The 24,571-nt window shown below is 58.3% G+C and carries 22 protein-coding genes; 12 read left to right on the top strand and 10 right to left on the bottom strand.

Annotated elements, in window-relative coordinates; all coding sequences use genetic code 11:
* Positions 1-116 precede the first annotated feature (116 nt).
* The 4 genes from ACR0FB_RS03675 (at position 117) to ACR0FB_RS03660 (ending at position 3,856) form a co-directional block, all read left to right on the top strand.
* On the top strand, positions 117-1,022 hold the full coding sequence (locus tag ACR0FB_RS03675) for a LysR substrate-binding domain-containing protein (protein ID WP_480620077.1): 906 nt from the start codon (positions 117-119) through the stop codon (positions 1,020-1,022).
* 103 nt (positions 1,023-1,125) lie between these two features.
* Positions 1,126-2,283: an aromatic ring-hydroxylating oxygenase subunit alpha gene (locus tag ACR0FB_RS03670; protein ID WP_480620075.1), complete on the top strand. Its 1,158-nt coding sequence runs from the start codon at positions 1,126-1,128 to the stop codon at positions 2,281-2,283.
* A 256-nt stretch (positions 2,284-2,539) separates the two neighbouring features.
* On the top strand, positions 2,540-2,779 hold the full coding sequence (locus ACR0FB_RS03665; RefSeq protein ID WP_171119331.1) for a hypothetical protein: 240 nt from the start codon (positions 2,540-2,542) through the stop codon (positions 2,777-2,779).
* Positions 2,780-2,824: 45 nt separating this feature from the next.
* The gene (locus tag ACR0FB_RS03660) at positions 2,825-3,856 is read left to right on the top strand and encodes a GlxA family transcriptional regulator (RefSeq protein ID WP_480620073.1); all 1,032 of its coding nucleotides are present in this window, start codon (positions 2,825-2,827) and stop codon (positions 3,854-3,856) included.
* Here ACR0FB_RS03660 and ACR0FB_RS03655 read toward each other — a convergent pair.
* The 9 genes from ACR0FB_RS03655 to ACR0FB_RS03615 all read right to left on the bottom strand — a co-directional run bounded on the left by ACR0FB_RS03655 (position 3,815) and on the right by ACR0FB_RS03615 (position 14,250).
* Complete coding sequence (locus ACR0FB_RS03655) at positions 3,815-4,378, bottom strand: sarcosine oxidase subunit gamma (protein ID WP_480620071.1); 564 nt, start codon at positions 4,376-4,378, stop codon at positions 3,815-3,817. The genes ACR0FB_RS03660 and ACR0FB_RS03655 overlap by 42 nt on opposite strands.
* Positions 4,371-7,325: a sarcosine oxidase subunit alpha family protein gene (locus ACR0FB_RS03650; RefSeq protein ID WP_480620069.1), complete on the bottom strand. Its 2,955-nt coding sequence runs from the start codon at positions 7,323-7,325 to the stop codon at positions 4,371-4,373. The genes ACR0FB_RS03655 and ACR0FB_RS03650 overlap by 8 nt, the downstream gene beginning before the upstream one ends.
* Positions 7,322-7,609 (bottom strand): sarcosine oxidase subunit delta, encoded by a 288-nt coding sequence (locus ACR0FB_RS03645; RefSeq protein WP_152460339.1) that lies wholly within the window; start codon positions 7,607-7,609, stop codon positions 7,322-7,324. The genes ACR0FB_RS03650 and ACR0FB_RS03645 overlap by 4 nt, the downstream gene beginning before the upstream one ends.
* Positions 7,610-7,621: 12 nt before the next feature.
* Complete coding sequence (locus ACR0FB_RS03640) at positions 7,622-8,872, bottom strand: sarcosine oxidase subunit beta family protein (protein ID WP_171723708.1); 1,251 nt, start codon at positions 8,870-8,872, stop codon at positions 7,622-7,624.
* Between the two features lie 213 nt (positions 8,873-9,085).
* Positions 9,086-10,330, bottom strand: a complete 1,245-nt coding sequence (locus ACR0FB_RS03635) for a molybdopterin molybdotransferase MoeA (RefSeq protein ID WP_480620067.1) — start codon at positions 10,328-10,330, stop codon at positions 9,086-9,088.
* Positions 10,323-10,670, bottom strand: coding sequence for a hypothetical protein (locus tag ACR0FB_RS03630; RefSeq protein ID WP_171723706.1), 348 nt, complete (start codon positions 10,668-10,670; stop codon positions 10,323-10,325). Before ACR0FB_RS03630 ends, ACR0FB_RS03635 begins: the two co-directional genes overlap by 8 nt.
* Positions 10,671-10,996: 326 nt before the next feature.
* Complete coding sequence (locus tag ACR0FB_RS03625; protein ID WP_480620065.1) at positions 10,997-12,427, bottom strand: NAD-dependent succinate-semialdehyde dehydrogenase; 1,431 nt, start codon at positions 12,425-12,427, stop codon at positions 10,997-10,999.
* A gap of 81 nt (positions 12,428-12,508) precedes the next feature.
* Positions 12,509-13,474 (bottom strand): LysR substrate-binding domain-containing protein, encoded by a 966-nt coding sequence (locus ACR0FB_RS03620; RefSeq protein ID WP_171635933.1) that lies wholly within the window; start codon positions 13,472-13,474, stop codon positions 12,509-12,511.
* 2 nt (positions 13,475-13,476) lie between these two features.
* A complete protein-coding gene (locus ACR0FB_RS03615; RefSeq protein ID WP_210092861.1) occupies positions 13,477-14,250 on the bottom strand; it encodes an aspartate dehydrogenase in 774 nt (257 codons plus the stop codon).
* Between the two features lie 146 nt (positions 14,251-14,396).
* On the opposite strand from ACR0FB_RS03615, the gene ACR0FB_RS03610 reads away from it, so the two are divergent.
* The 8 genes from ACR0FB_RS03610 (at position 14,397) to ACR0FB_RS03575 (ending at position 23,411) form a co-directional block, all read left to right on the top strand.
* A complete protein-coding gene (locus ACR0FB_RS03610; protein ID WP_480620063.1) occupies positions 14,397-15,350 on the top strand; it encodes a dihydrodipicolinate synthase family protein in 954 nt (317 codons plus the stop codon).
* Between the two features lie 105 nt (positions 15,351-15,455).
* Entirely contained in the window at positions 15,456-15,998 is a 543-nt protein-coding gene (locus ACR0FB_RS03605; RefSeq protein WP_152460347.1) for a 3-hydroxyanthranilate 3,4-dioxygenase, read from the top strand.
* A 23-nt stretch (positions 15,999-16,021) separates the two neighbouring features.
* Positions 16,022-16,996 carry a TRAP transporter substrate-binding protein gene (locus tag ACR0FB_RS03600; protein WP_480620061.1) on the top strand — a complete coding sequence of 325 codons (975 nt, stop codon included), beginning with the start codon at positions 16,022-16,024 and terminating at the stop codon, positions 16,994-16,996.
* A gap of 63 nt (positions 16,997-17,059) precedes the next feature.
* A complete protein-coding gene (locus ACR0FB_RS03595; protein WP_209834020.1) occupies positions 17,060-17,593 on the top strand; it encodes a TRAP transporter small permease in 534 nt (177 codons plus the stop codon).
* Positions 17,590-18,849, top strand: coding sequence for a TRAP transporter large permease (locus ACR0FB_RS03590; protein WP_171364398.1), 1,260 nt, complete (start codon positions 17,590-17,592; stop codon positions 18,847-18,849). The genes ACR0FB_RS03595 and ACR0FB_RS03590 overlap by 4 nt, the downstream gene beginning before the upstream one ends.
* A gap of 120 nt (positions 18,850-18,969) precedes the next feature.
* The gene (locus ACR0FB_RS03585) at positions 18,970-19,518 is read left to right on the top strand and encodes a thioredoxin family protein (RefSeq protein WP_171723701.1); all 549 of its coding nucleotides are present in this window, start codon (positions 18,970-18,972) and stop codon (positions 19,516-19,518) included.
* Between the two features lie 3 nt (positions 19,519-19,521).
* Positions 19,522-19,899: a VOC family protein gene (locus ACR0FB_RS03580; RefSeq protein WP_171635920.1), complete on the top strand. Its 378-nt coding sequence runs from the start codon at positions 19,522-19,524 to the stop codon at positions 19,897-19,899.
* Positions 19,900-20,090: 191 nt separating this feature from the next.
* Positions 20,091-23,411 carry an ATP-binding protein gene (locus ACR0FB_RS03575; protein ID WP_480620059.1) on the top strand — a complete coding sequence of 1,107 codons (3,321 nt, stop codon included), beginning with the start codon at positions 20,091-20,093 and terminating at the stop codon, positions 23,409-23,411.
* 85 nt (positions 23,412-23,496) lie between these two features.
* Here ACR0FB_RS03575 and ACR0FB_RS03570 read toward each other — a convergent pair whose 3' ends face one another.
* Positions 23,497-24,504 carry a D-cysteine desulfhydrase family protein gene (locus ACR0FB_RS03570; protein ID WP_480620057.1) on the bottom strand — a complete coding sequence of 336 codons (1,008 nt, stop codon included), beginning with the start codon at positions 24,502-24,504 and terminating at the stop codon, positions 23,497-23,499.
* Positions 24,505-24,571: the final 67 nt, after the last annotated feature.

The raw sequence follows: 24,571 nt of genomic DNA, 5'->3' as shown, positions 1-24,571 counted from the left end.
GACTTTGGTCCTGTACCCGATCGCAAACAGCAGGAAAAAACATAGATTTCAATTGCAAAATTTCTCACATTCGGATGAATGTAACTCACCTCTACCTTTTGAGCAACGCAGCAACCATGTCACGACGCCACTATAATCTTCCACCTCTCACGACCTTGTCGGCCTTCGAGGCCGCCGCGCGGCATCTCAGCTTCAAAGAAGCGGCCAGCGAACTGTCGGTTACGCCGGGCGCTGTCAGCCACCAGATAAAGGCGCTGGAAAGTGAACTGGGTTCGGCGCTGTTCGTCAGAAAGCACAGGGGCGTGGAACTGACCGAGGATGGCCAGGACCTGTTCGAGGTGCTCGGTTCGTCGTTCCGGCAGATATCGAAGGTGCTCGAAAAGATTCGCAGCGGCGATTCAGAAAGTCCAGTGACGGTCGGGTCCACTACCGCTGTGGCGGCGTTGTGGCTTTCTCCGTCGGTCATCCGGTTCTGGCAGGACTACCCGCACGTGAAAGTGAACCAGATGGCACAGGACAAGCCATTCTCGGACAGGCCGGATATCGACTTTTTCATCCGCTACGGTCGTGACGTGAACTCGCAGCTGAACCATACTAAACTGTACCGCGATACTCTGACGCCGGTCTGTAGCCCCGAGATGGCCCTGGAACTGAAGGGGGCAAGCCTGGAAGACCTGGTCGAACGTCGCCTGATCCACCTTGAAACGCAGGACAACACCTGGACCACCTGGCCATCTTGGTTTCACGACCTCGGATATACCGGAGTTGTACCGGTACAGTCGCGCGTAAACAGCTATGCTCTGGCGTTGCAGTTGGCCCGCAAAGGGGCCGGGCTTGCATTGGGGTGGCAACGCTTGATCCAGCCCATGCTGGCATCAGGAAAACTTGTTGTGCTAGAAGAATTCAGCATCCCTGCCCCGAACAACTTTTACCTCGTCGGTCGCCCGGACGACCAGCTGACAGAAGGTGCCCTGGCGCTGAAAAACTGGTTGCTGGATGAATTGTCCGGCGGTTCGGTTTAGTCTGCCTCAATCGGCCATGAGGTTTTTTGATATTGAATGAAGCCGGCTCGACCGGCCAATGGGGGTAACGTTCAACACATTCCGAATTACTCAGGAGCAACCGATGAACAAGCATTCAGCGCTTTCGTCTGTTCTGACCCCGGTAAACACCGCCAAGGGCCTGCCGAACGAGCATTATATCGATCCCGATATCTTCGCCGAGGAACGGGAGGCGGTCCTGTTCGCGAACTGGTCGGGCATCGGTTTTGGCAAGGACATTCCCGAAGCGGGTGATGCCTTTCCGATCGACTTTCTCGGCGTGCCGCTTCTGATGGTGCGCGACCGTGACGGACAGATCGGCGTTTTCCAGAACACCTGCCGCCATCGCGGAATGATCTTGGTCGACAAGCCGCAGAAAATCCGCGGCGCGATCCGTTGCCCCTATCACAGCTGGTGTTACGGCCTGAATGGCGAGCTGCGCACGGCGCCGCATGTCGGAGGCCCCGGACAGAACACGCATGAAGATCTGGACTTTGCTGAACTGGGCCTGATCCGCATACGTTCCTATGTCTGGCGCGATGTTGTCTTCGTGAATGTGGATGGCAACGCCCCGGAGTTCGAAGAGGTTCATGGCGAGCTGATGGAACGCTGGAAAGATTTTGAACAGCCCATGTATCATGGCGGTGCCGGCGCGTCTGTCCGGCTCGAGCTGAAGTCGAACTGGAAACTGGCGGTCGAGAATTTCTGCGAAAGCTATCACCTGCCCTGGGTTCACCCGGGTCTCAACAGCTATTCGCGCCTGGAAGACCACTACAACATCAATGAACCGGGCAAGTATTCGGGTCAGGGCACCTATGTCTATCGCCAGTTCGAAGGTCAGAACGGCGAAAAACTGGATGACTTCCAGAATCTCAGCGAAAAGTGGAACGAAGGGGCGGAATACATCGTCGTGTACCCGAACACCTTGCTGGGTGTTCAACGCGACCATGGATTTGCCTTCATCATCGATCCGATCACGCATGAACGGTCAAACGAAAGGATCGAGCTGTACTACGCCAAAAAACCGGAAGACGCACCCGAGCACGAAGCGTTGCGCGCAAAGAATGCGCAGCTTTGGAAAACCGTTTTCGAAGAGGATGTGTTCGTGGTCGAGGGCATGCAGAAAGGCCGTCACGGTGTCAAATTCGACGGCGGCCGTTTTTCGCCCGCGATGGATGGCCCAACGCATTGTTTCCACCACTGGGTGGCCACTCAGATCGAAAAAGCCCGTGCCGAGGCATAGGCGGCTTTCCGGCCGGATCATGGGCTGAGGGCGCCACGGAAGTATCCTGCGCGGTCATTTGCAATCAGGAACATCGCAGATGCAGGCGATGTTCCAAGATTGCGCAAAGACGCGTGCGGATGCGTGTGATGGGTTCATCAAGGGCCGGTCCGCATCGTTGACGGCGCTGGGAAATCAGGATTCAGGCGCAAAAAGGTAGAAAGCGTATGATTGCGTACAGGCCAACACACTTCGCGTTTCCGGTAAGAGGCTGACCTTGGATCTGCAAGAACTCGACAAGCACCTGTTGCAGGCTCACGCGGATAATGATGTGCCTGCGCTGATCCGGCTGTACCACGAGGCAGCCGACCGGGCCGAGCAAAACCAGGATCTCGACGCTGCTTGTTTTTACCTTACACATGCGTTTGTGTTCGCGCTGGAATACGGCGCGCCCGAAGCGGATGAGTTGAACCGAAAACTATACGAGCGCGGCCGCGCCCATCGTTTGGTGTTCTGACGAAATCGGTGTAGTTGGGGTATCGTGCTGGCAAAGAGACAAAGCATGACCCATTTTACCTTTCTGTGCCTCGAAGATTTCCCGCTTGCTGCCCTGTCCATGGCCATCGACCCGCTGCGCGTGGCCAATGAGATCAGCCGCAGCGATGGTCTTGGCTGGACTGTCGTTTCGGAAGATGGACAACAGATCATGTCCAGCTCACGCCTCAGCATCAACCCTGACAAGGCATTGTCCGAGGTGGAGGAAGCCGACGTCGTGCTGGTCTTTGCCGGGGCCTCAGCCCGGTTGAAGGATCGCAAGGCTTCGGGCGGAGCGCTGCGACGGCTTTTGTCCCGTGGCGCGCGGATCGGTTCGGTCAGCGGTTCACTTTTTGCGCTGGCGGAAGAAAAGTTCTTCGATGGTTACAGCTGTAGCGCGCATTTCTGCTATACCGCTGCTTTGAAGGAACAATTCGACAGGGTGAACCTGTGCGACACGCTCTATACGATAGATCGCAACCGAATGTCCTTTGCCGGGACTTCAGCGGTTTTTGAATTCATGCTGGGCGTGATTTCGGATGAGGTGTCCGATGCGGTTGCCGTCGAAACGGCCTGCTGGTTCCAATACGCGACTTTGCGTGATGCGGATACGTTGCAGGTTTTGCCGGGCTACAGCAAAAATCAGACCCGCAATGCCCTGCCGCGCCCGGTGCGGCGGGCCATCGAGTTGTTTGCAAACAACATCGAAAACAAGATCTCGATCGAGCAGGTTTCGAAACGCGTTGGCATGTCCATCCGGCAATTGGAGCGGCATTTCAAGAAGGAAACCGGGATCAGCCCCGGAGGGTACTATCGCAGACTGCGACTGGATGCGGCGCGGCAGAAGCTGCTTTACACCGATCAGCCTTTGCAGGAAATCGCGCTTTCGGTCGGGTATGACAGCGCCAGTTCGTTTTCAAGCAACTATCGGCGCGCATTCGGTCTGCCGCCAGCTCAGGAGCGCAAGGAACGAAGCCGCGGCGCCAGACACGCGGCTTTGTCCTTAGGACACCGTCCTTCACAGGGCCCTGGCCACCTCAATCAGCATGTGGTGAACTGAAATCGCATAGCTGCGTGGCGCGTAGATCGAAAAATCCGTTCTCGCCTCATTGCAGCGCAGCAGGCACCCCACATGATGGATTGCGGTGCGGTTGAAGGCTCCGGCCTGCATCTGCTCGACATCCAGAACGGTCAGGCGTTGCAGCAAGACTGTGGCACCCTGCCCGGTCATGTCGATGCGTGTGAACGCGTCCGACTGATCGGTCACCGACGCCATGCCGACCAGCTCGGTTTCCATACGCCTGGCCAACTCCAACGGGCCTGCAAAAGCTTCTTCGCATAGGTACTGATCCGGGCCCAGCCAGTGCAGGCTGCTGGTTTCGCCCTTTTCCCACCGCCCCGCCTCAGGCACCGGGATTCCGCAAACGGTTTGAAGTTTGGCTTTGACGGTTTCCTCGTGTCCCAGCCTGGCTGAGACGGATGCCAGTGCCACATCCTCTCGTTCCTGAAAGGTCAGAGTTCCGACCACGTCCCGTTTGGGTTCACTGCCGCTAATGGCGGTCTTGGCAACAAAATCACGCACGGAGCCGTTCTCCTTCGGGGTCAACGAAATGCGCGCTGACAAGCGTCGCTTTGATGTTGGTGTCATCCACCGGGCTGACAATCTGCACGGTGTCGCCCAATCGCTGCGCCCCGCGTTTTACATAGGCCAGTCCGATGCTGCTGGACAGGTGCGGCGAATAGGCAGCCGATGTGACATAGCCCAGATCGTTTTCCGGCAGGTGTGGCGCATCCTCGTCGAACACATGGCCTCCGGCCAGCACGGCATCGGCGTTGTTGACCGGCTGAATGCCGACCAAAGCCAGACCATCCGGATCGGTCAGAGCTTCGCGTGCGCTGAGCGTCGCACCGATACTGTCTTTCTGGGTTGAGACCATGCGCCCCATGCCCAAATTGTGGGCGCTGGTGGTTCCGTTCAGTTCGTTTCCGGTGGCATGGCCCTTTTCAATCCGCAGAACGCCAAGCGCTTCGGTGCCATACGGCGTTACGCCAAAGGGCTCTCCAAGCGCCATCAGATGTCGGATCAGCGCGTCACCGTACCGGGTAGGAACAGCCAGCTCATAGGCCAACTCACCCGAGAACGAGATGCGGAACAGCCGCGCCGGGACCCCCCCGGCAATGGTCACCTCGCCACACGCCATAAAGGGAAAACCTTCGTTGCTGATGTCATGGCCGTCATCAACGACCCTTTGCAGCAACTCACGGGATTTCGGGCCCGCTATGGCATATTGTGCCCAGGCGTCGGTGGTCGAGATCATCTGCACATCCATGTCCGGAAACAGGCATTGATGCACGAACTCCATGTGGCGATAGACACCAACCGCGTTTGCGGTTGTGGTGGTGACCACAAAGTGATCTTCGGCCAAGCGGGCGGCAGTGCCGTCATCCATGGCTATGCCGTCTTCGCGCAGCATCAAGCCATAACGGGTTTTGCCCACCGGCAGTTTGGCAAAGCCGTTGCAATAGATCTTGTTGAGGAATTCCGCGGCATCCGCGCCCTGCACGTCGATTTTGCCCAGCGTGGTCACGTCGCAGACGCCGACACCGCTGCGTACGGCCAGAACTTCGCGATCCACGGATTCGCGCCAATGGGTCTCACCAGCCTTGGGGAACCATTGCACACGCAGCCATAGGCCCACCTCGACGAATACCGCGCCCTGTTCTTCGGCCCATTGATGGCTGGGCGTCAGTCGCGTGGGTTTGAATTCTTTTCCGACCGAGCGCCCGGCCCAGGCCCCCATCGCCACGGGCGTGTAGGGTGGCCGGAAGATGGTCGTGCCGGTTTCTGGAATGCTCTTGCCGGTGATCTCGGCCATCACGGCCAGCGCGCCGACATTCGCGGTTTTGCCCTGATCGGTCGCCATGCCAAGGGTGGTATAGCGTTTCAGATGCTCGACACTGCGGAAGCCTTCCTGTTCGGCCAGTTTGACATCCTTGACGGTCACGTCATTCTGGAAATCCAGCCAGGCGCGGCCTTTGCCGGGCACATGCCACAACGGGGTGATGCGGATCTCATCATCCTCGGCTTTCGGCAGGTCGACCGGGCAGGCCCTGATCCCCAGCCCGTCAAGCGCCGCAAGTGCCGCATTGGTGCCCGAGGCGATCGCCCCGTGGCTGGTCAGGTTGCCAGCGGCGGCACCGGCGACACTCATACCCTTGGGCAGTTCGGCAGGTGGGATGAAGGCTGCAAGCGGTTCGAACCATTGCGGGCGGCCGCGCTGATGGCATGTCAGTTGCACATTCGGATTCCACCCACCCGAAACGCCCAGACCGCTTACTTCGATGGGGCGGGTTTGACCATCGGCCATCTGCACGGTGATCGATTTCAGCCCCAAACGGCCCTGCGTATTCGTGACCTGCGCCCCGGCCAGCAATTCACATTCGGCAATGCGCGGTGCATCGTGGCGCGGGTCGATCACGGCAACAACATTGATCCCGGCTTTGATCAAATCCTGTACGGCGCGGTGTCCTTCGTCATTGTTGGTGAAGATCGCCACGCGCTGGCCCGGTGTCACGGCCCAGCGGTTTGCATAGGCCCGCATCGCGCCCGCCAGCATTATGCCCGGTCGGTCGTTGTTTTCGAAAGCAATCGGACGTTCGGCAGAGCCGGCACAAAGCACCGTGTGCTTCGCGTAGATGCGCCACAAAATCTGGCGTGGTTTCCCCGCCTCGGGCACCGCAAGGTGATCCGAGGCCCGCTCAAGCGCGCCGTGAATGCCGTGATCATAGGCGCCGAACACGGTGGTGCGCGTAAGAAGGCGCACGTTGTCCATCGATGCCAGCTCTCCCAGTGTCTGCGCGACCCAATCGGCATTCGAAATGCCCTCGAACCGGTCACAGTCAGACAACAAACGCCCACCCATCCGGCTGTCTTCGTCGGCCAGAATGACCCGCGCGCCAGACCGCGCCGCCGTCAACGCCGCGATCAGGCCGGAGGGACCGGCGCCGATAACCAGGACGTCGCAATGCAAATAGCCCTTGTCGTAGATATCCGGGTCGGCCTCCTGCGTCAGGCTGCCCAGACCGGCCGCCTTGCGGATCATCGGCTCATATAGCTTTTCCCAGAACGCCTTAGGCCACATGAAGGTCTTGTAATAGAAACCCGCCGTCAAAAAGGGCGAGAGCCGATCATTGATCGACAGCGCATCGAAGGCGAGCGAGGGCCAGCGGTTCTGCGATGTCGCCTCGAGCCCGTCGAACAGTTCGACCGTGGTCGCGCGTGTGTTGGGCTCCTGCCTGTTGCCTGTGCGCAGCTCGACCAGCGCGTTGGGCTCTTCCGAACCCGAGGCCAGCACACCGCGTGGACGGTGGTATTTGAACGAACGGCCAACCAGGCGCACGTCATTGGCCAGCAGCGCCGAGGCCAGCGTATCACCCTGATAGCCTTCGTAGGATTTGCCATCGAAGGTAAAACGCAGCTTTTTGGACCGGTCGATCAGACCGCCCTGCAAACGATTGTTCTGGGTCATTTTCCCCGTCCCGTCTTGCGGGCTACATCCCGCGCCAGTTCTGTAGCCAGAATTTCATGGGTCAGCGTGTCGCGTGTCACAACCAGCCACGAGCGGTCGCCCTGCTCGTGAAACCACAGCTCTCGGTGGGTTCCTGCCGGGTTGTCGCGCAGGTAGACATAGTCGTGAAACTCGGCGGCGGCCGTGTCGGATTGCCAGTCGGGCCGATTGATCAGACTCGCGTCGCCCAGATAGGTGAATTCGGACGCGTCACGCGGGCCAAGCAGTGGATGATTGATGATCATGTCCGGGCCTCCTCAGTGCAGGTTGGGCTGTGCGCCCACGCCTTTTTCGTCAATCATCTGCCCGGTTCTGAACCGGTCCAGACGATAGGCAGATGCAACGTCATGCGGTCGGTCGGTGGCCATCAGATGCGCGAAACAAAAACCAGATGCTGGCGTTGCCTTGAACCCGCCGTAGCACCAGCCACCATTGAAATAGAGCCCTTCAATTCCGGTGTGATCAATGAACGGCGAACCATCCATCGACATATCCATCACGCCGCCCCACATCCGCAGCAGGCGCGCGCGACCGATCATCGGCATCAGGGACATGCCACCTTCGGCCACGTCCTCGACCACAGGCAGGTTGCCGCGTTGTGCATAGGTGTTGTAGCCGTCGATATCGCCGCCAAAGACCAGACCGCCCTTGTCCGATTGGCTGACATAGAAATGTCCGGCGCCATACGTGATCACCCCGTCAAGCACCGGTTTCAGCCCTTCGGTCACAAAGGCCTGTAGCACGTGGCTTTCGATCGGCAGGCGCATCCCCGCCTGTGCCATCACGCGACCGGAAGACCCGGCAACCGCCACGCCCACCTTCTTGGCGCCGATGTAACCCCGTGTGGTTTCAACGCCCAGCAGTTTTCCGTTTTCGATGCGGAACCCGGTGACTTCGCAATTCTGGATGATGTCGACCCCCCGTTGATCCGCGGCACGGGCATAGCCCCAAGCGACACCGTCATGACGCGCCGTACCACCGCGGCGATGCAACAGACCGCCTTTGATCGGAAAGCGCGCATCGTCAAAGTTCAGGAACGGATACATGGCGCGAACGCCCTCTGCATCCAGCAGTTCGGCCCCAGAGCCGGTGAACATCATCGCGTTGCCACGACGACGATACGCGTCACGCTGCGCGTCCGTATGACAGAGGTTCAGAATACCGCGCTGACTGACCATCGCATTATAGTTCAGGTCCTGTTCAAGATTTTCCCACAGTTTCAGCGACAGCTCATAGAATGGCTGGTTGCCATCCAACAGGTAATTGGCGCGAATGATCGTTGTATTGCGCCCGACGTTGCCGCCACCGATCCAGCCTTTTTCCAGAACGGCCACCTTGGCGGCGTTGTGTTCCTTGGCCAGATAATATGCCGTCGCAAGGCCATGGCCGCCGCCGCCAATCACGATGAAATCATAGCTTGATTGAGGCTCGGGATCACGCCAAGCCGGTGTCCAGCCCCGGTGCCCGTTCAAAACCTGCCGCATGATCGCGAGTGCCGAATACCGCATGAATTTGTGTCCTTAACCCTCAGTGCGCCGAAGCATCATGTGCCGCCGGAAAAGCCCCAGTCACGACGTAATCCGTCACGGAGTTTATCGGTTGCGACAATTTTCAGACCGGTATTGGGATTGATTGGCGCGCGACCGGGCAATTTTCCGGGTGCCCACCATGACCGCAGCGTTGAGGTTGCAGGATAAAAAGCAACGCACCTGGTGCGAAGATCAGAACCTCAACAATTCAATCGAATGCCCGGCGGGCAGGTCTTCGATCTCGGCCGGTATGATCGCCAACCCGTCTGCCTGCGCCAGCAAGGCAACACGGCCACTGTAGGAGGGCGCCATCAGACGTACATTGGGAAGGCCACGCGGCGAGGTACCGTCAATCTGGACCGGACGATATTCCTGCCGACCCGCGCGACGCTGCACCGGTTCGGCCAGCACGGCCTGAACAGGTACCTGAGGTCTGTGGCACAAGCCTGCGCGCCGCGCCATCATCTGCGACCCGATTATCTGCCATGTCACATAGGCTGACACCGGGTTGCCAGGCAGGCCAACGTAAAGAGCACGCCCGCGCCGCCCGAACATGACCGGTTTACCGGGCTTCATCGCCACTTTCATGACATCGGTTTCGCCGCCAATCGCGCTGAACAGCCGGGGCATGTGATCTTCATCCCCGACGGACACGCCCCCGGTCGTGACGATGAGATCCGAGGCAACGCATGCCTCGCGCAGAACCTGTTCCAGACGGGTCGGGTCATCCACGACCGGTCCCCGGTCGATCAGTTCGATCCAGGGTTTTTGCAACAGCGCCAGCAGCATATAACGGTTCGAGTTGTAGATTTGGCCGGGGTCGAGGGGTTCGCCCGGTTGACGCAGTTCGCTGCCTGTCGAAAAGATCGTGACCTTCAGTTTTCGAAACACCAGGACCTCACCATACCCGGCGGATGCCAGGGCGGCCATCTCGCGCGGTCCAATTTCACAGCCGCGTCGCAGGATCGGACCCCCGGCACAAAGATCTTCCCCTGCGCGTCGGATATGCTGGCCGGGTTTCGGGCGGCGGCTGAATCGAATCCTGTCGATCAAAAGATCGCAATCTTCCTGCATCAGCACGGCATCGAATTCAGGTGGCACCGGAGCGCCCGTGAAAATGCGCAAAGCGCTGCCTTCGGGTGCATCATGGTCGCCGCAGTCACCCGCAGCCACGCGCCCGGCGATGGGCAGCTCGAACACCGGCCCGTCACCCAGATCACCGGTGCGGATGGCATAGCCATCCATGGCCGAGTTGTCGAAGGCAGGCATATCAACCTTGCTGGCGCAATCCTCGGCCAGAACCCGGCCTATAGCCTGTTCCAGCGGCAAAATCTCGGTTTCGGCAACAGGATCGGCGACGGAAAGACCGCGTTCAAGGGCGTCCTCGACAGTCAGATACATGTCGGCGTGGCGGTCACAGGCACATCCATCAGCCATTTTGAATCTCCGAAAATATTAAGCGTCCTGCAAATCCCGGCTGTTCGTCCGGATCCAGATTGGGCAGGCCGTCGTTGAATTTTTCCAAGTCCGAGCTGGGATCAGCAACGACCGGCAGCGTACCCACGTTATGCCGACCATGTGCGGCGCGACCTGTGCCGTCATCGCCTTCTTTCACGGACGACAAATCCTGCTCGGGTTGGCCGCAAAGCTCAGACACGCGCGCGCAGTCAGAGTTCATGCCAAAGGTGGACGTTACGGTGGGCAGCCCAGCCATTCTCTCGAAGCCCTCGGTATCCTTGGCAGGGATTGGTGCAGATAGCGTCAGCCAAGTGTTCATCCGTCCCTCCGGAGCTCAGGCCACCCGGCGGGAAACCCCCCGCAGGTCAGCCAAAACGCTGATCATCACCGGCAAAAGGACGCGATGGTTTTGTCGCACGGTCCGGCCAGAAATTCCCGGCCAATGGACAGCAAGGCGGGTTTACTGTCATTGACATAGGTCATGATCCGCGTTCGGGCGTCCCATCAGAAAGGGCACATTGTCACGTCTTTCGGTTCCGCAAGTAATGAAATCACAATCGCAGCGCTGGCCCTTTGGTCGATTTCGAAAGGAAAAAGGCTGGCTTGGTCGCGAAAAGTCGACAAGTGCAGGTGTCGGGATCTTTTTCAGCAGATCCTGGCCGAATGCCAGACGTTCTTGACCGTCATGTAATTCTCAAGGCCTTCGGTTCCGCCTTCCCGACCATAGCCACTGGATTTCACGCCCCCAAAGGGCGTTTCCGGCATGGATGCTTCAAGTGTGTTGATCGAGAGATTGCCGACCTCGACCTCGTCGATCAGACGGTCGATGTAATCCGCCCGATTGGTGAAAGCGTACCCCGCCAGCCCGTAGGGAACTGAATTCGCCAGAGCGATCGCCTCATCCAGCGAAGCCACCGGGTTGATCACCGCAACCGGTCCAAACGGCTCTTCGCGCATGATCCGCGCCGCTTTAGGAACGTTCAATAACACCGTGGGTTTAAAGAAATATCCCCGCTCACCCAGCCGCGATCCACCTGTGGCAAGCGTTGCCCCCTGCGCCACTGCGTCTTCAACCAGCTCTGACAAGGCTGGCACGCGCCGGTCGTTGGCCGTTGGGCCCATTTCAACGGTTGCGTCAAGCCCATTGCCGACAACTGTGGCCTTGGCCCTCGCAACAAATCCGGCCGCATAGGCGTCAAAAATACTCTCATGCGCGAAGAAACGGGTTGGGGATGTGCAGACCTGACCGGCATTGCGCATTTTGCGGACCGCGCCTGAAACGGCCGCCGATTGCACATCCGTATCTTCGCAAACGATGACCGGCGCGTGGCCACCCAACTCCATAAGCACTCGGGTGTCGTGCCGGGCCGCCAAAGTGGTTAAATGACGCCCGACGGTTGTCGATCCGGTGAAGGCCACCAAGCGAACGGGGTCCTGCGGGATCAGATGACCGGATATCTCGGATGGTTCACCGAACACCAAATTCAGAACCCCTGCCGGCAGACCGGCATCTTCGAACGCTTTTGCTATGTGCAAAGCGCCGGCAGGCGTTTCTTCTGCCGCTTTCAGGATCACTGAACAGCCCGAGGCCAAAGCACCCGCGATTTTCCGGGCAGGTTGGCTCATGGGGAAGTTCCACGGAGAAAATGCCGCGACAACGCCGACAGGCTGGTGATGAACTGCAAATTTGTGACCCTGCGCCGCCGGAATGATCCTGCCATAGGTCCGCATCGCCTCGCCCGCATCCCATTCAAAGAACTCGGCGCCTCGAATGACCTCCAGCCGGGCCTGCTTCAAAGGCTTGCCATGCTCCAGCGTAATGGAATGCGCGATTTCTTCCTGCCGCTGACGCATGAGGGCTGCCGCCCGCAGGATCGTATCCGCGCGTTCCCGCGGCGATGTGCGGCGCCACAGTCGAAAGCCTTCGACGGCCGCTTGCAGCGCGTCGTCCAGGTCTTTCGCCGATGCGCAAGGCAACCGACCGAGTTCTTCCTCGGTTGCCGGGTTGACAACCGGGATATCGCGCCCGGTTTTTCGCCACGTGCCGCCAATGAACAGCCTGAGCTCTGGATACATGAAACTGGCGCCTCCATTTGCCTTGATTTTTGATCGCGCGATGCCTCGCATGAGTTCAAGCGCATTGCGCGAATACGGATATCAAATTGGCGGATATCTGGTCTGTCTGCTCTGCGCCGCCCGATGCAGGGCCGTTTTGAAAGCGCGCCCAGCGGGCGACAGATCGTCGTCGGCGCGGAAAGACACTCCAATTGGTCCCTGCCCGAACGGAACCTCCCAGGTGAGCTGGGCAAGATGGTTGTTTTCGATATCCTGGACGACGACTTCGGCCGGCATAAGGCCGATCAGGTCGCGGGATTGCAGCAGCGCCCGGTTCGTCAGGTAGGACACGGATTCAATGGCGACCGGTGGCACGTATTGCTGCTGGCCGACGAAAAAATGATCCGCCTGACGTCGCAACGTGGTCTCTTGCGGGGGAAGAATCCAGCCAAACGGCTTGGTTTGCGCAAAGGTCACGGCGTCCCGCTCAGCAAGCGGGTGTTGAGGGCCGACAATGGCCAATATCCGATCCTCGAACAGTTTTTCCTGTCGAATCTTGTCGCGATGCCGGTGCGACGGCAGGCGTCCTACAACCATGTCGATCTCACCCGACAGCAGCCGGGGCATGAGCACCTCGTTTGTCCCTTCGCTGATCTTGACCGCAACGTTCGGGCGGTCTTCCAGCAGCAGTTCAATGGCGGCAGGTAGCAGGCTGGTTGACGCCGCAAGCAGTGTTCCCACCACGACACGGCCGGAATTTCCTTCGTTCAGGTCGTCCAGTTCCTGCGCGGCATTGGAAACCTGAGCAAATATCAGTTTCCCGTGACGTATGAGAGTTTCGCCAAAAACCGTTGGCACAACGCCTCGGTTGGTGCGCGTGAACAGCTTGACTTCGAAATCCAGTTCAAGATCCTGAATCATCTTGGTTGCCGCTGGCTGAGATATTCCCAGCTCACGCGCAGCATTCTGAATGTTTCCATGCGCGCCAACTGCAACCAGCAGACGCAGCTGCCGCAGCTTCAGGCGGGTCAAGGCGCGGTCAACGATGCGAGAGTGACGCCCAACCATGGCTACAGCACAATCGGCTTGCAAAGCTGATCCAGCTTGGACAGCACACTCATGGCCGCAAGCGCCGAGCTTCGCGGGTTGTCGGGCAGCGCGGTACCGCTGATCCGGAACTGAAACGTGCCGAAATCGCCCTCGGCCTCGACCTCGTGAATGTTCTTGTGGATCGTCGGATCGGCGATCAGACGAACCTGTGTGTTATCGAACCCCACGCCCGCCAAGGCGACGGCGGCGGCGACATTTGCGTTCTTTGGGTAAGCCAGCGCCGCCTCTCTTGCGGAACCTTGAAAATGGGTTTCAGCCGCGGTGATATTGCCGAGGTCAAGACTGTGTTCGGCAAGGGATCCCTTCCACCCCGCCGGCGGCTTGCGCCCCACATATGTGACGGATTTGAGCGGCCCGACCGCTGCGGCGCTGAGACAGTCCAGCCCACCTATGGCACCGCTTGCCAGATGCAGCCGCGCCCCGCCCTTTCGCGCGGCCCTGTCCAGCCGATCACTGACCTGCTGATCCGCAAGTGCGCCGGCAGAGACACTGATGATATCCAGCCCTCGTGCCAGAATGTCCGGACCCAAACCGGCCAGTGCCTCGTGCCCCGCGCAATCCAGAACCATTTCGATTCCGGCCGGCAGGTCATCAACCGAACCAATTGACTTGGGCGATTTTGGATCAACGCGGTGTGGTCTGACCAGAATGGCTGCCAACTCATGCCCATGTTCTGGCAACATGCGCTGCACAAACTGCGCGATTGCGCCGGTTCCGATGACTGCGATCTTCATGTCTGGACCCTAGACCAGCATTGAAAAAATCTGAATTGGTAAGTTTGTGGTATATTTTTTTCAGATATCCATTTCCCTGAAATGGCACTGGACCGACCCGCCTGGTGTGTTTTGTTCCTGTTGAAGCCACGGGGACCACGTTGGAAATGAAATACTCAAAACACGACGCGAAGGCCTATGCCCGCGAACATATGACTGGGATATGGGCAGCGGCACTGAACCCGTTCAATGATGACCTGTCTCTGGATGAATCGGGACTGCGCGCCAACATCCGCCATTGGATCGACGATCTGGACATCCAGGGCCTTTTCGTCGCCGGCAAACAGGGCGAGTTCTTTTCGATGAGCATCGAAGAGCGCAAGCGCAACTTCGAAATTGCCGTTGACGAATGCGCAGGCAAAGCCGGTGTCATCGTCTCGGTCTCGGACCAGAACATGAATACGGCCTTGGACCTGGCGCATCACGCACAGAATTGCGGCGCGGATTACATCGTTCTGCACGCGCCGGTTCTGAGCTTTGTGCAGGATCGCGGAGAGGTTTTGTACCAGTACTACAAGCGTTTTTGTGACGAACTGGATATCGGCATCGCCATGTGGAGCCATCCAGACAGTGGCTATTTGATGCAGCCCGAAGAATGCGCCCGCATCGCGGACTTACCCAATATCGTTGCGATAAAATACTCGGTCCCGCGTGAGATGTACGTGAAGCTGACCCACATGGTGGGCGACAGGATCCATGTCTCGACCTCGGCCGAACATGAATGGCTGGACAACATATTGGAACTGGACTGGAAGTTGTATCTCTGCTCGTCCCCGCCCTATCAGCTGCAAAGCAAGGTTGATCAGCGGATGAACGAATACACGCGTCTGGCCTTTGCGGGAAAGGCCGATGAAGCGCGGCGTGTCTTTGACAGTCTGAACCCGGTCCGCGACGCGATGAAACGCGCGCGCCCTGCGGGCAAACCCACTGCATTCGGAAAGTACTGGCAAGAGTTGCTGGGTCAGGTCGGTGGCCGCGTACGCCCGCCGATGCTGGAACTGACCGAAGCGGAAAAAGCGATCATTCGCAAAGCATTTGAAGAAAGCGGGCTGCGCGTCTGAGCAGGGTGAGGCCGGGCAGTATAAGGAAATCGGATAGCGAGATGCTGATAATTTCTTTGCGGTCATGGAAAAACGCGCCAAACTTTCAGGGATAGGGAGTGGGACATGTCAAAACTGAAAGCGTTCAACTTTAAGGCCTGGATCGACGAGCATCGCCATCTGCTCAAACCGCCCGTAGGGAATCGTCAGGTTTGGGAAGACGCCGATCTGATGGTCACCGTTGTGGGTGGCCCGAACAAGCGAACCGATTACCACGATGACCCGGTGGAAGAATTCTTCTACCAGCTTGAAGGCGACATGGTGCTGAAAATCTATGACGGAGAGGAGTTCTATGATGTTCCGATCCGTGAGGGCGAGGTTTTTCTGCTGCCTCCGCATGTACGCCATTCGCCACAGCGCCCTCAGGAAGGCTCGATCGGGCTTGTGATTGAACCCAAGCGCCAGACCGGAGAGCTGGACGCCATCGAATGGTATTGCTTTGAATGCGGATCACTGGTGCATCGAGCGGAAATGCAGCTAAAGTCCATCGTTGATGACCTGCCTCCGGTTTATCAGAAGTTCTATGCCTCGGAACAAGACCGCACCTGCCCCAATTGTCAGGCTGTGCACCCGGGAAAGGAACCGCCCGAGGGCTGGGTCACGTTGTAAAACAAGATCAAACAGGGGAAGTAATGAGACATTTCGCAAAAATCGCCGCCTCTGCGGCTGCGTTGGCACTGGCGTCTGTTGCCGCTCACGCCGAAGAGTTTCGGTTAGGTCTGATCACGCCGCCACCGCATATCTGGACCAAAGCCGCCGAAGCGTTTGGGGCCGAGTTGAATGAGGCCAGTGGTGGCGCGCATTCGGTATCGGTCTTCCCGGCCCGCCAGTTGGGGAACGAGGCAGAAATGCTGCAACAATTGCAGACCGGCGCGTTGGACATGGCTTTCATGACGGTGGCCGAGGTTTCCAACCGCGCGCCCGAGTTGGGGGCGTTCTATGCGCCCTATCTGGCAGATGACATTGGGCACGCGGGGCGCATCCTGCGATCCGATACGGCCAAGTCCATGCTGGAACCCTTGCCGGGGCAGGTTGGTGTCGTTGGACTGGGATATGGGATGGCAGGATTGCGCCAGATCGTCAGCCGGGGCGAGGTTTCCTCCGCCGAAGATTTATCAGGCCTGAAACTGCGTATCACGCCCTTCACACCGATTCTGGATTTCTACAACGCGGTGGGGGCAGCACCCACGCCCATGCCCTTGCCTGCCGTCTATGATGCGCTGGCCAATGGTCAGGTTGACGCCATCGACATGGATGCCGAGCTGATCTGGGTTCTGAAATATTATGAACACGCCGACACGATCGTGCAGTCGGATCACATGATGTTCCCGATGGTCGGGCTGATATCGGCCAAGGTCTGGGCTGGTTTGTCCGAAGAAGACCGCGCGATTATCGCGGAACTCATGGCCAAACATGTGGACAGCACCATTGATGCCTACGTCGAAAACGATGCCAAATGGCTGGAGCAGATCGAGGGCACTGGCAAAGCCTACAAAAAGGTCGATGCCTCGTTCTTTGGCGACGCGATCGAAGAGTGGAACGGGATCTGGTCCCAGAAGACCTCTTCCCTTGACGCTTTGCGGCAGACTGCGGCAGAAACAAAATAACGAAAACGGCATGACGAAAGGGGCGCAGCTCGATCCTGCGCCCTTTTTCACGGGAGAACAGCGATGTTGTATCGGCTGTCGGCAGGCTTGGCGCGGGTCGAGTTGTGGTGCGCTGCCTTTCTGGCAGTCTGCATTACGGTTCTGATCTTGTTGAATGTCGTAACGCGAACGGCGGGCAACGCCCTGTTCTGGGTTGATGAGCTGGCGATCTACGCGATGGTCTGGATGACCTTTCTGGGCGCGTCTTCCGCATTGCACCATCGCAGTTCTGTGTCGATCTCCATCGTTTCCGACAACGTGCCCGAACGCGCGAAACCATTGATCCGCAAGGGTGTGGACGTGGTCGTGTTTGCTTTTTCCCTTGCGATGCTGTGGTTCTGCTGGCGCTGGTTCCTTCCGCTGGACATCGCCAGCAGCGGATTTGACGTGGCGGCGTTTCAAGGTCAGACATTCAATTTCATCTACGCCGAGCCCACGCTGACCTTGGGCCTGCCAAAGTACCTGTTCTGGTTGGTGATGTGGCTTTTCGCAGTGGGCGCGACGCTACATTCCACCATGCATCTGCTGAGCGCCCCGGGCAAAGGGGCACAGCCATGAGCCCCATCGTCTTTCTGGCCACTTTACTACTGTCCGTGCCCGTGGCGATCGTGCTGGCAATCACGGCCATCTGGTACATCTGGGAAAGCGGCAACACGGTTCTTTATGACAGCTTCGCGCAGAAAATGTTCGGCGGTCTCGAGAATTACGGCCTGCTGGCAATTCCTCTGTTCATGTTGACCGGAGAATTGATGAACGAAGGCGGCATGACCCGGCGCCTTGTCGCGCTGGCCCGGGTGTTTGTCGGCGGGTTTCGCGGCGGGCTGGCCTATATCAACTTGCTGGCAAACATGTTCATGGCGGCCATCATCGGGTCTGCGACGGCGCAGATCGCGGTGATGTCGCGCGCCATGGTCCCCGCGATGGAGGAGGAGGGCTATGACAAGGGTTTCGCCGCTGCCACGACGGCCGCGGGCGGGCTGCTGGCTCCGGTCATCCCGCCGTCGATGATGTTTGTCATCTTCGGTGTTCTGGCTCAGATCCCGATTGGTGACATGTTCATTGCAGGAATCCTGCCCGGTTTGATCCTTGCCGGGGCGTTTGCATCGGTCATCACCCTGATCGGGTGGTGGCAGAGCTTTCCGAAAGGGCATTGGATGACGCGTGCCGAAGCCGTCCAGGCCTTGATCAGCGCGGCCCCTGCCCTGCTGATTCCGATGTCGATCATAGGCGGCATTCTGTTCGGGATCGCCACACCGACCGAATCCGCTGCAATCGCGTCCCTGATCGCGTTTCTGGTGGGCTGGTTGGTTTACGGGGACCTGAAGCCGAGCAACCTGGCACAGATGTTCAAACGCACGGCGGCCAATGCGTCGATGATCCTGTTCATGATCGCGGCCGCCAGCGTGTTCGGCTGGGTCATCATCTATGAGGAAATACCGCAGCAACTGGCTGGGTTAATCACCTCGGTCACCTCGGACCCGTTCGTGTTCCTGCTGATCGTTAACCTTGCGCTTTTGCTGGTTGGAATGGTGATCGATGGCATCGCCGCGATCATCCTGATCACTCCGATCCTGCTGCCGATTGCAACCGGTTCATACGATATCAGCCCCTATCAGTTCGGCATTGTTGCCTGCCTGAACCTTGTGCTTGGGCTGCTGACGCCCCCAGTCGGGATCGGATTGTACATCGCCTCGTCCATGAGCGGCACATCGCCCGGTTCAATCCTGAAATCGCTTTGGCCTTTCCTGATCGCAGTAACTTTGGTGTTGCTTCTGCTAAGCTATTACCCAAGCCTGTCAACGCTGCTGATCTGAACCAGATACGTTTGCAGGCGCATTCCGTCGCAAACATCGTGCCGGAAATCACGCTCTACTTGTTTGCGCCCGTAAGCTAAGCTGGCCTGAACATGCCAACTGGTCACAAAAAGGACAATCATGCTGCTCGACACTCCGATCTGCGATTTCGGTTGGGAAGCCCCGGACTTCACGCTCAAGGACCCGAACGGTCAGGCCTTCAAGATGTCCGATCACCTGCAAAACGGGTTGCTAATCGCCTTCATCTGCAATCATTGCCCCTATGTCAAAACGATCACGGACCGGCTTGCCCAGGACACGGACCTGCTGATGTCCAAGGGGATCGGCGTGTTGGCGGTCATGTCGAACGACTATCGCGATTACGCCGAAGATTCGCCGCCAAACATGTTGGAATTCGCACGGCAGAACGGCTTCAACTTTCCATATCTCGTGGACGAGGATCAATCCGTAGGAAAGGCTTATGGTGCTGTCTGCACTCCGGATTTCTTCGGATTGAATGCGGATGGAAAGTTGCAGTACCGGGGCCGTCTGGACAATCTGGGCCGCGGCCAGACAGGCAAGCGCGAACCAGAACTGGTCAATGCGATGCTGCAAATTGCCGAGACCGGGCAAGGCCCCCAGGACCAGATTCCATCAATGGGATGTTCGATCAAATGGACCCGAGGCTAGGCCATGGAGATCACGTCACTGGATCATGTCAACCTCCGCACCACGCGTTTGGACGAGATGATCGATTGGTACTGCAACTTGCTGGGGATGCGGGTCGGGCCACGCCCGCCCTTCCCTTTTCCCGGAGCCTGGCTTTATGTCGAAGAAAACGCTTTCGTGCATCTGGTCGGTGTCGAGGCCGAGGCCACGGGTTCGGACGCAGACCTAAAGCTTGAGCATTTCGCTTTTTCGGCGACAGGGTTGGATCGGTTCGAAGCGCATCTTAAAACAAATGGCGTCTCCTATCGCCGTGTAGAACTGACGGCGATCGACACCGTTCAGTTGAACGTCTGGGATCCGGACGGCAATCACATTCACATCGATTTTCGGACCGACGAATAGAGATGGCAGGCTCCGATACAGTTTCGTGCAATGAAATTTCCTCACCCTTAAATTGAACACTTGACCGGAATTCGCGGGTCGTCCTTGATAGAACTGTGTTTTCCCGGACTATGCCCGGGGCTGGTCCTTTTAACCATAGGGAAATGGGGAATGCTTGGATCCGCCTGGTTGCGGTCATGCATGGTGGTCAAATGGCTGACATTGATGAATGGCTGATCCGAAACGGCTTGTCCAAATATGTCGATGCCTTCTCCCGGCACGAGGTCGAACTGGGTGATCTGCCGGAACTGAGCGACGATGACCTTGTCACGATCGGCCTGCCCCTTGGACCCAGACGCCGCTTTCTGAAAGCAATACGGGATGAAACCGGGCAGGCTGCGGGATCACATCGCGCGCATCAAGAACCCAACATCATTGCAGAGCGCAGACAGCTGACGGTCATGTTCATTGATCTTGTTGGATCGACGGCGATATCGCAAAAGCTGGATCCTGAAGATCTGGCCGAGGTTCTGAGGCTGTTCAAAGAGACCTGCGCCGCTGCTGTCGCCGCTTTTGACGGGCATATCGCCAGTTACTATGGCGACGGTATCATGGTGTTTTTTGGCTTTCCGCATGCGCATGAAGACGACCCGGAACGCGCCATTCATGCAGGTCTTCGGATCGTTCGCGAAATTCCGGAACTCCGCACGCATGCACATCTTGAAGTCCGCATAGGGATCGCGACCGGCCTGGTTGTCGTCGGTGACCTGCGTGGAGAGAAGATGTTCGAGGATGGCACCGCCATGGGCGAGACCCCGAACCTGGCCGCACGGCTTCAATCGATGGCTGATCCGGGGACAATGATCGTCGCGCCGACGACGCGGGAACTGGCGGGTGATGCGTTCGAATATGTGCGCCGGGGCACGTTTCAATTGAAAGGCTTTGCCAAAGAGGTCGAAGCCTGGCAAGTCACCGGCACGCGCCAGACTCTCAGCCGTTTTCTTGCGGCAGACGACGCCCGGATGAGTTCATTGGTCGGGCGCGCGCAGGAGCATGAAACCCTTCAAAGCAAGTGGAAGCTGGCCCGTCAGGGTCAAGGTCAGGTGGTGCTGGTCTCGGGCGAGGCGGGCATAGGAAAGTCCAGGCTGATCGAAGAGCTTCGCCGCACGATCCCGGATGCAAAACACCGACAGCTTCGATTTCAGTGTTCGCCCTTTCATGACGCAAGCGCGTTGTATCCGATCATACGCCAGCTTGAAAACGCGGCCGAACTTCGGGCCGGTGACAGTGCGGACAAAAAATTGAACAAGATCAACGGCGTTCTGGGCGATCCTTCTGAAGGGTCACTGAAACTGGCTGCGGCACTGTTGTCGGTCCCGTTTGAAGACAGGCTTGGCCCGCTGGATCTGACCCCTGAGCAGATCATGAAGCAGACGCTGGACATGCTGGTCAACCATGTGATCGGCATGGCGCAGGAAACCCCGACCCTGTTGCTGTTTGAAGATGCACATTGGATCGATCCAACGACAAAGACTCTGCTTGATCAGCTTGTAACCCGGATAGAGGACGCGCGCCTGCTGATGGTCATGAGCTATCGGACAGGCTTTGATCCGGGTTGGCCACAATCACGCAACCTGATGCACGTCGCGCTTCAACAACTGGATTTCGCGCAGGTCAAAGAGATCGTGAACGATGTTGCCAAGGGCAAGACCGTCCCTGACGAAGTTCACCATCTGATTGCCGCCAGATCCAACGGTGTCCCGCTGTTCGTAGAAGAGGTGACGAAGGATCTGCTGGAATCCGATCTTCTGACCGAACGCGCCGACGCCTATACGATCGACCGGTCCACGCCATCAGCCACTGTGCCGAAGACACTGCATGATGCCTTGATGGCTCGTCTTGATCGACTGAGCTCGGCCAAGGAAGTGGCACAGATCGGCGCTGTCATTGGCCCGCAATTCTCTTATCCGATGATTGCAAGCGTGTCCCGTTTTGATGAACGGGCGTTGCGTTCCGGTCTGGATTTGCTGGTGGATGCCGGGATCGTGATCGTTTCAGACTCAGAGCCCGAGGAAACGTTCAGTTATCGTCACGCTCTCATTCGCGACACCGCTTACAACAGCCTGCTGAAACGCGAGAGGCGAACGCTGCATGCGCGTGTGGTCCAAGCACTGAACTCTGCCTCGTTGCACGAAAATTCTGCCGGTCCGGAAATTCTGGCTCATCACTACACGATGGCAGATATGCCGGACGAAGCGATAGAACACTGGTATCTGGCCGGGCAACGTGCCGTTGAACGCTCGGCCGGGATTGAAGCAGCCACTCAGCTGGGGCGTGCGTTGGCGTTGCTTGAACAGCAGGAAGACTCGGTTGACCGCGACCGCATGGAAACCAAGATCCAGACCTTGCGGGCCGGCGTTCTGCGCTCGACCGCTGGCATCGCGGCCGATGAAACGGGGGCGGTGTATGCCCGGATCCGCGACCTGTGCAATCGGCTGGGCGAAACCGAACAATTGTTCCCTGTGCTCAATGGTCTCTATGCGTATCATCTGGTCCGCGGCGAATACGACCTTGCCAAGGACGTCGCGGCGCAGTTGCTGGACCTGTCCAAGCTGACCGACGAAACGCATCACATAATGATTGCCCATCGGGCCATGGGTGCCGTCTTGTTGCATATTGGGCAGCAGGACGCCGCCTATGCACATCTGCGACAAGCGTTGCACTTGTATGATCCTCAGCAGCACAGCCGTCTTGCCTATGTCTACGGCACGGATCATGCTGCCATTACATCCTGCTTCCTGAGCATGACGGTCTGGTTGCGCGGAGAACCCGACCGCGCGCTCGAGATCCAGCATCAGGCGATCTCGGCGGCGCAGAAACTCAATCACGCTCATAGCCTGGCACAGACGCTGACATATCTGTGTATGTTGCACCTGTTGCGGCGTGAACCTGAACAGGTTTACGACGTTGCCGCGCGCCTTGAGGAACTGGCAACCAAACACACCTTCCCCTTCATGACACTGACGGCGAATGTCTGGCGGTGTTGGGCGGACGCGCAGATCAAGCCAGGCCCGGAAACGATCCGAGCAATGCGCGACGCGTCCGAAGCCTGGTGGGCCAGCGGGGCCGGAAACTACAAACCGGTGTTCCTGACGGCCCTTGCTGAAGCTTCATTGAAGGCGAACGACCCGAAGGCGGCTCAGCGCCTGCTGGATGAAGCCCGTGAACAACAGGTTCTGACCAATGAAGCCTGGGCTCAGCCCGAGACGGATCGGATACAGGCGTTGGTGCGCTCCATGGGCACTGCCGCAGATGATCTGTTCACGGAGGCTCTTGAAACCGCACGCAAACAGCAGGCAAGAATGTTCGAACTGCGCACAGCGGTGGATTACGTGCAAACCTGCGACCGCTTTGGCTGCTCACCGGCCTCGCCGCCGGATCTTGGAAAGATTCTGGCTATGATCGTTGGCGGCGCGCAGACCCGCGATGTCGCGCGGGCCATGTCTTTGCTCAATCAATCGAAAGTGTCGTAGAGTACTTACCCGGCCAGTTCTGCGGGCAACACCTTTCCGTTCATCCTGTCGCCCCGCAGGACCAAAGGCAAAATGCTGCGCTGTTTCAACTCGGTTGCAACTCGTCCTGGTATCCGAACAACGCAGGTTGACCACCCGTGTGCAGCAGAACAACTTTCTGACCTTTTTTGATGATGCCTTGTTCAAGCAGTCCAAGAAGCCCCGCAAAGGTTTTGGCAGAATAAACAGGGTCAAGAAAGATGCCTTCGGAGCGCGCCATCAGGGTCAACGCCTCGCGGGTTGCTCGACCGACCCGCCCATATCCGGGTGCCAAAGCGCCGTCCCAGGTACAGATGTCTTCCATGACCAAAGCAGGGTCGAAACCCATCATGGTCGCCAATCGCCTCAGGACCTTTTGCAGACGCGCGTGCTGCTGGTTCTGATCGCGACGCACGCATATGCCGTAGACCGGCGCAGACTGCCCGACTAAACGCAATCCGGCCAGGAACCCGCCATGGGTTGCCCCGCTTCCAGACGGCACCACTGCGGCGTCGAAATCGCTGATCTGAGTATGCAACTCGGCCGCCCCCGCCACATAGCCCAATGCCCCCAGCGGAGGGTGATCGATGCCCAGATGGATCACGTATGGTTTTCGACCCATAGCAACCAGATCCTCGGCACGTTCGTGAAGAGCGCCGTCAGCGCCCGCCTCGTCCTCACCCCTGGGATAGCCAATATGTTCCGCCCCCAGAAGCTGTGCCAGAAGAACATTTCCGGATCGATGGTAGTATTCGCCCATATTCGTCACGCGGTCCTCCAATTGAAGAACGGATGACATTCCCAGCTTTGCCGCCGCAGCTGCCGCAGTGCGCACGAAATTGGATTGCACGGCACCTGTGATCAGGATGGTGTCCGCCCGCTGCCTCAGCGCCTCGCCCATATAAAATTCCAGCTGGCGGGTCTTGTTTCCGCCGAAGCTGAGCCCGGTCAGGTCGTCGCGCTTGATCCACAGGTCCAGCCCCAGTTGGTCAGAAAGACGCTCAAGCCGTTCGACCGGTGTGACCGATGTCATCAACCTTGCGCGGGGATAGTTTGAAAGCGCTACGTCTATCATGGACCAGGTGCCCTTCATTTTCATGCAAAAGACTCGTGCCGATGGATGGCACTGCTGATCAGGATAG

This window comes from Ruegeria sp. P10, from assembly GCF_056534925.1.
The sequence above is the reverse complement of the archived record's forward strand: the minus strand, read 5'-3'. Positions and strand labels throughout refer to the sequence as shown.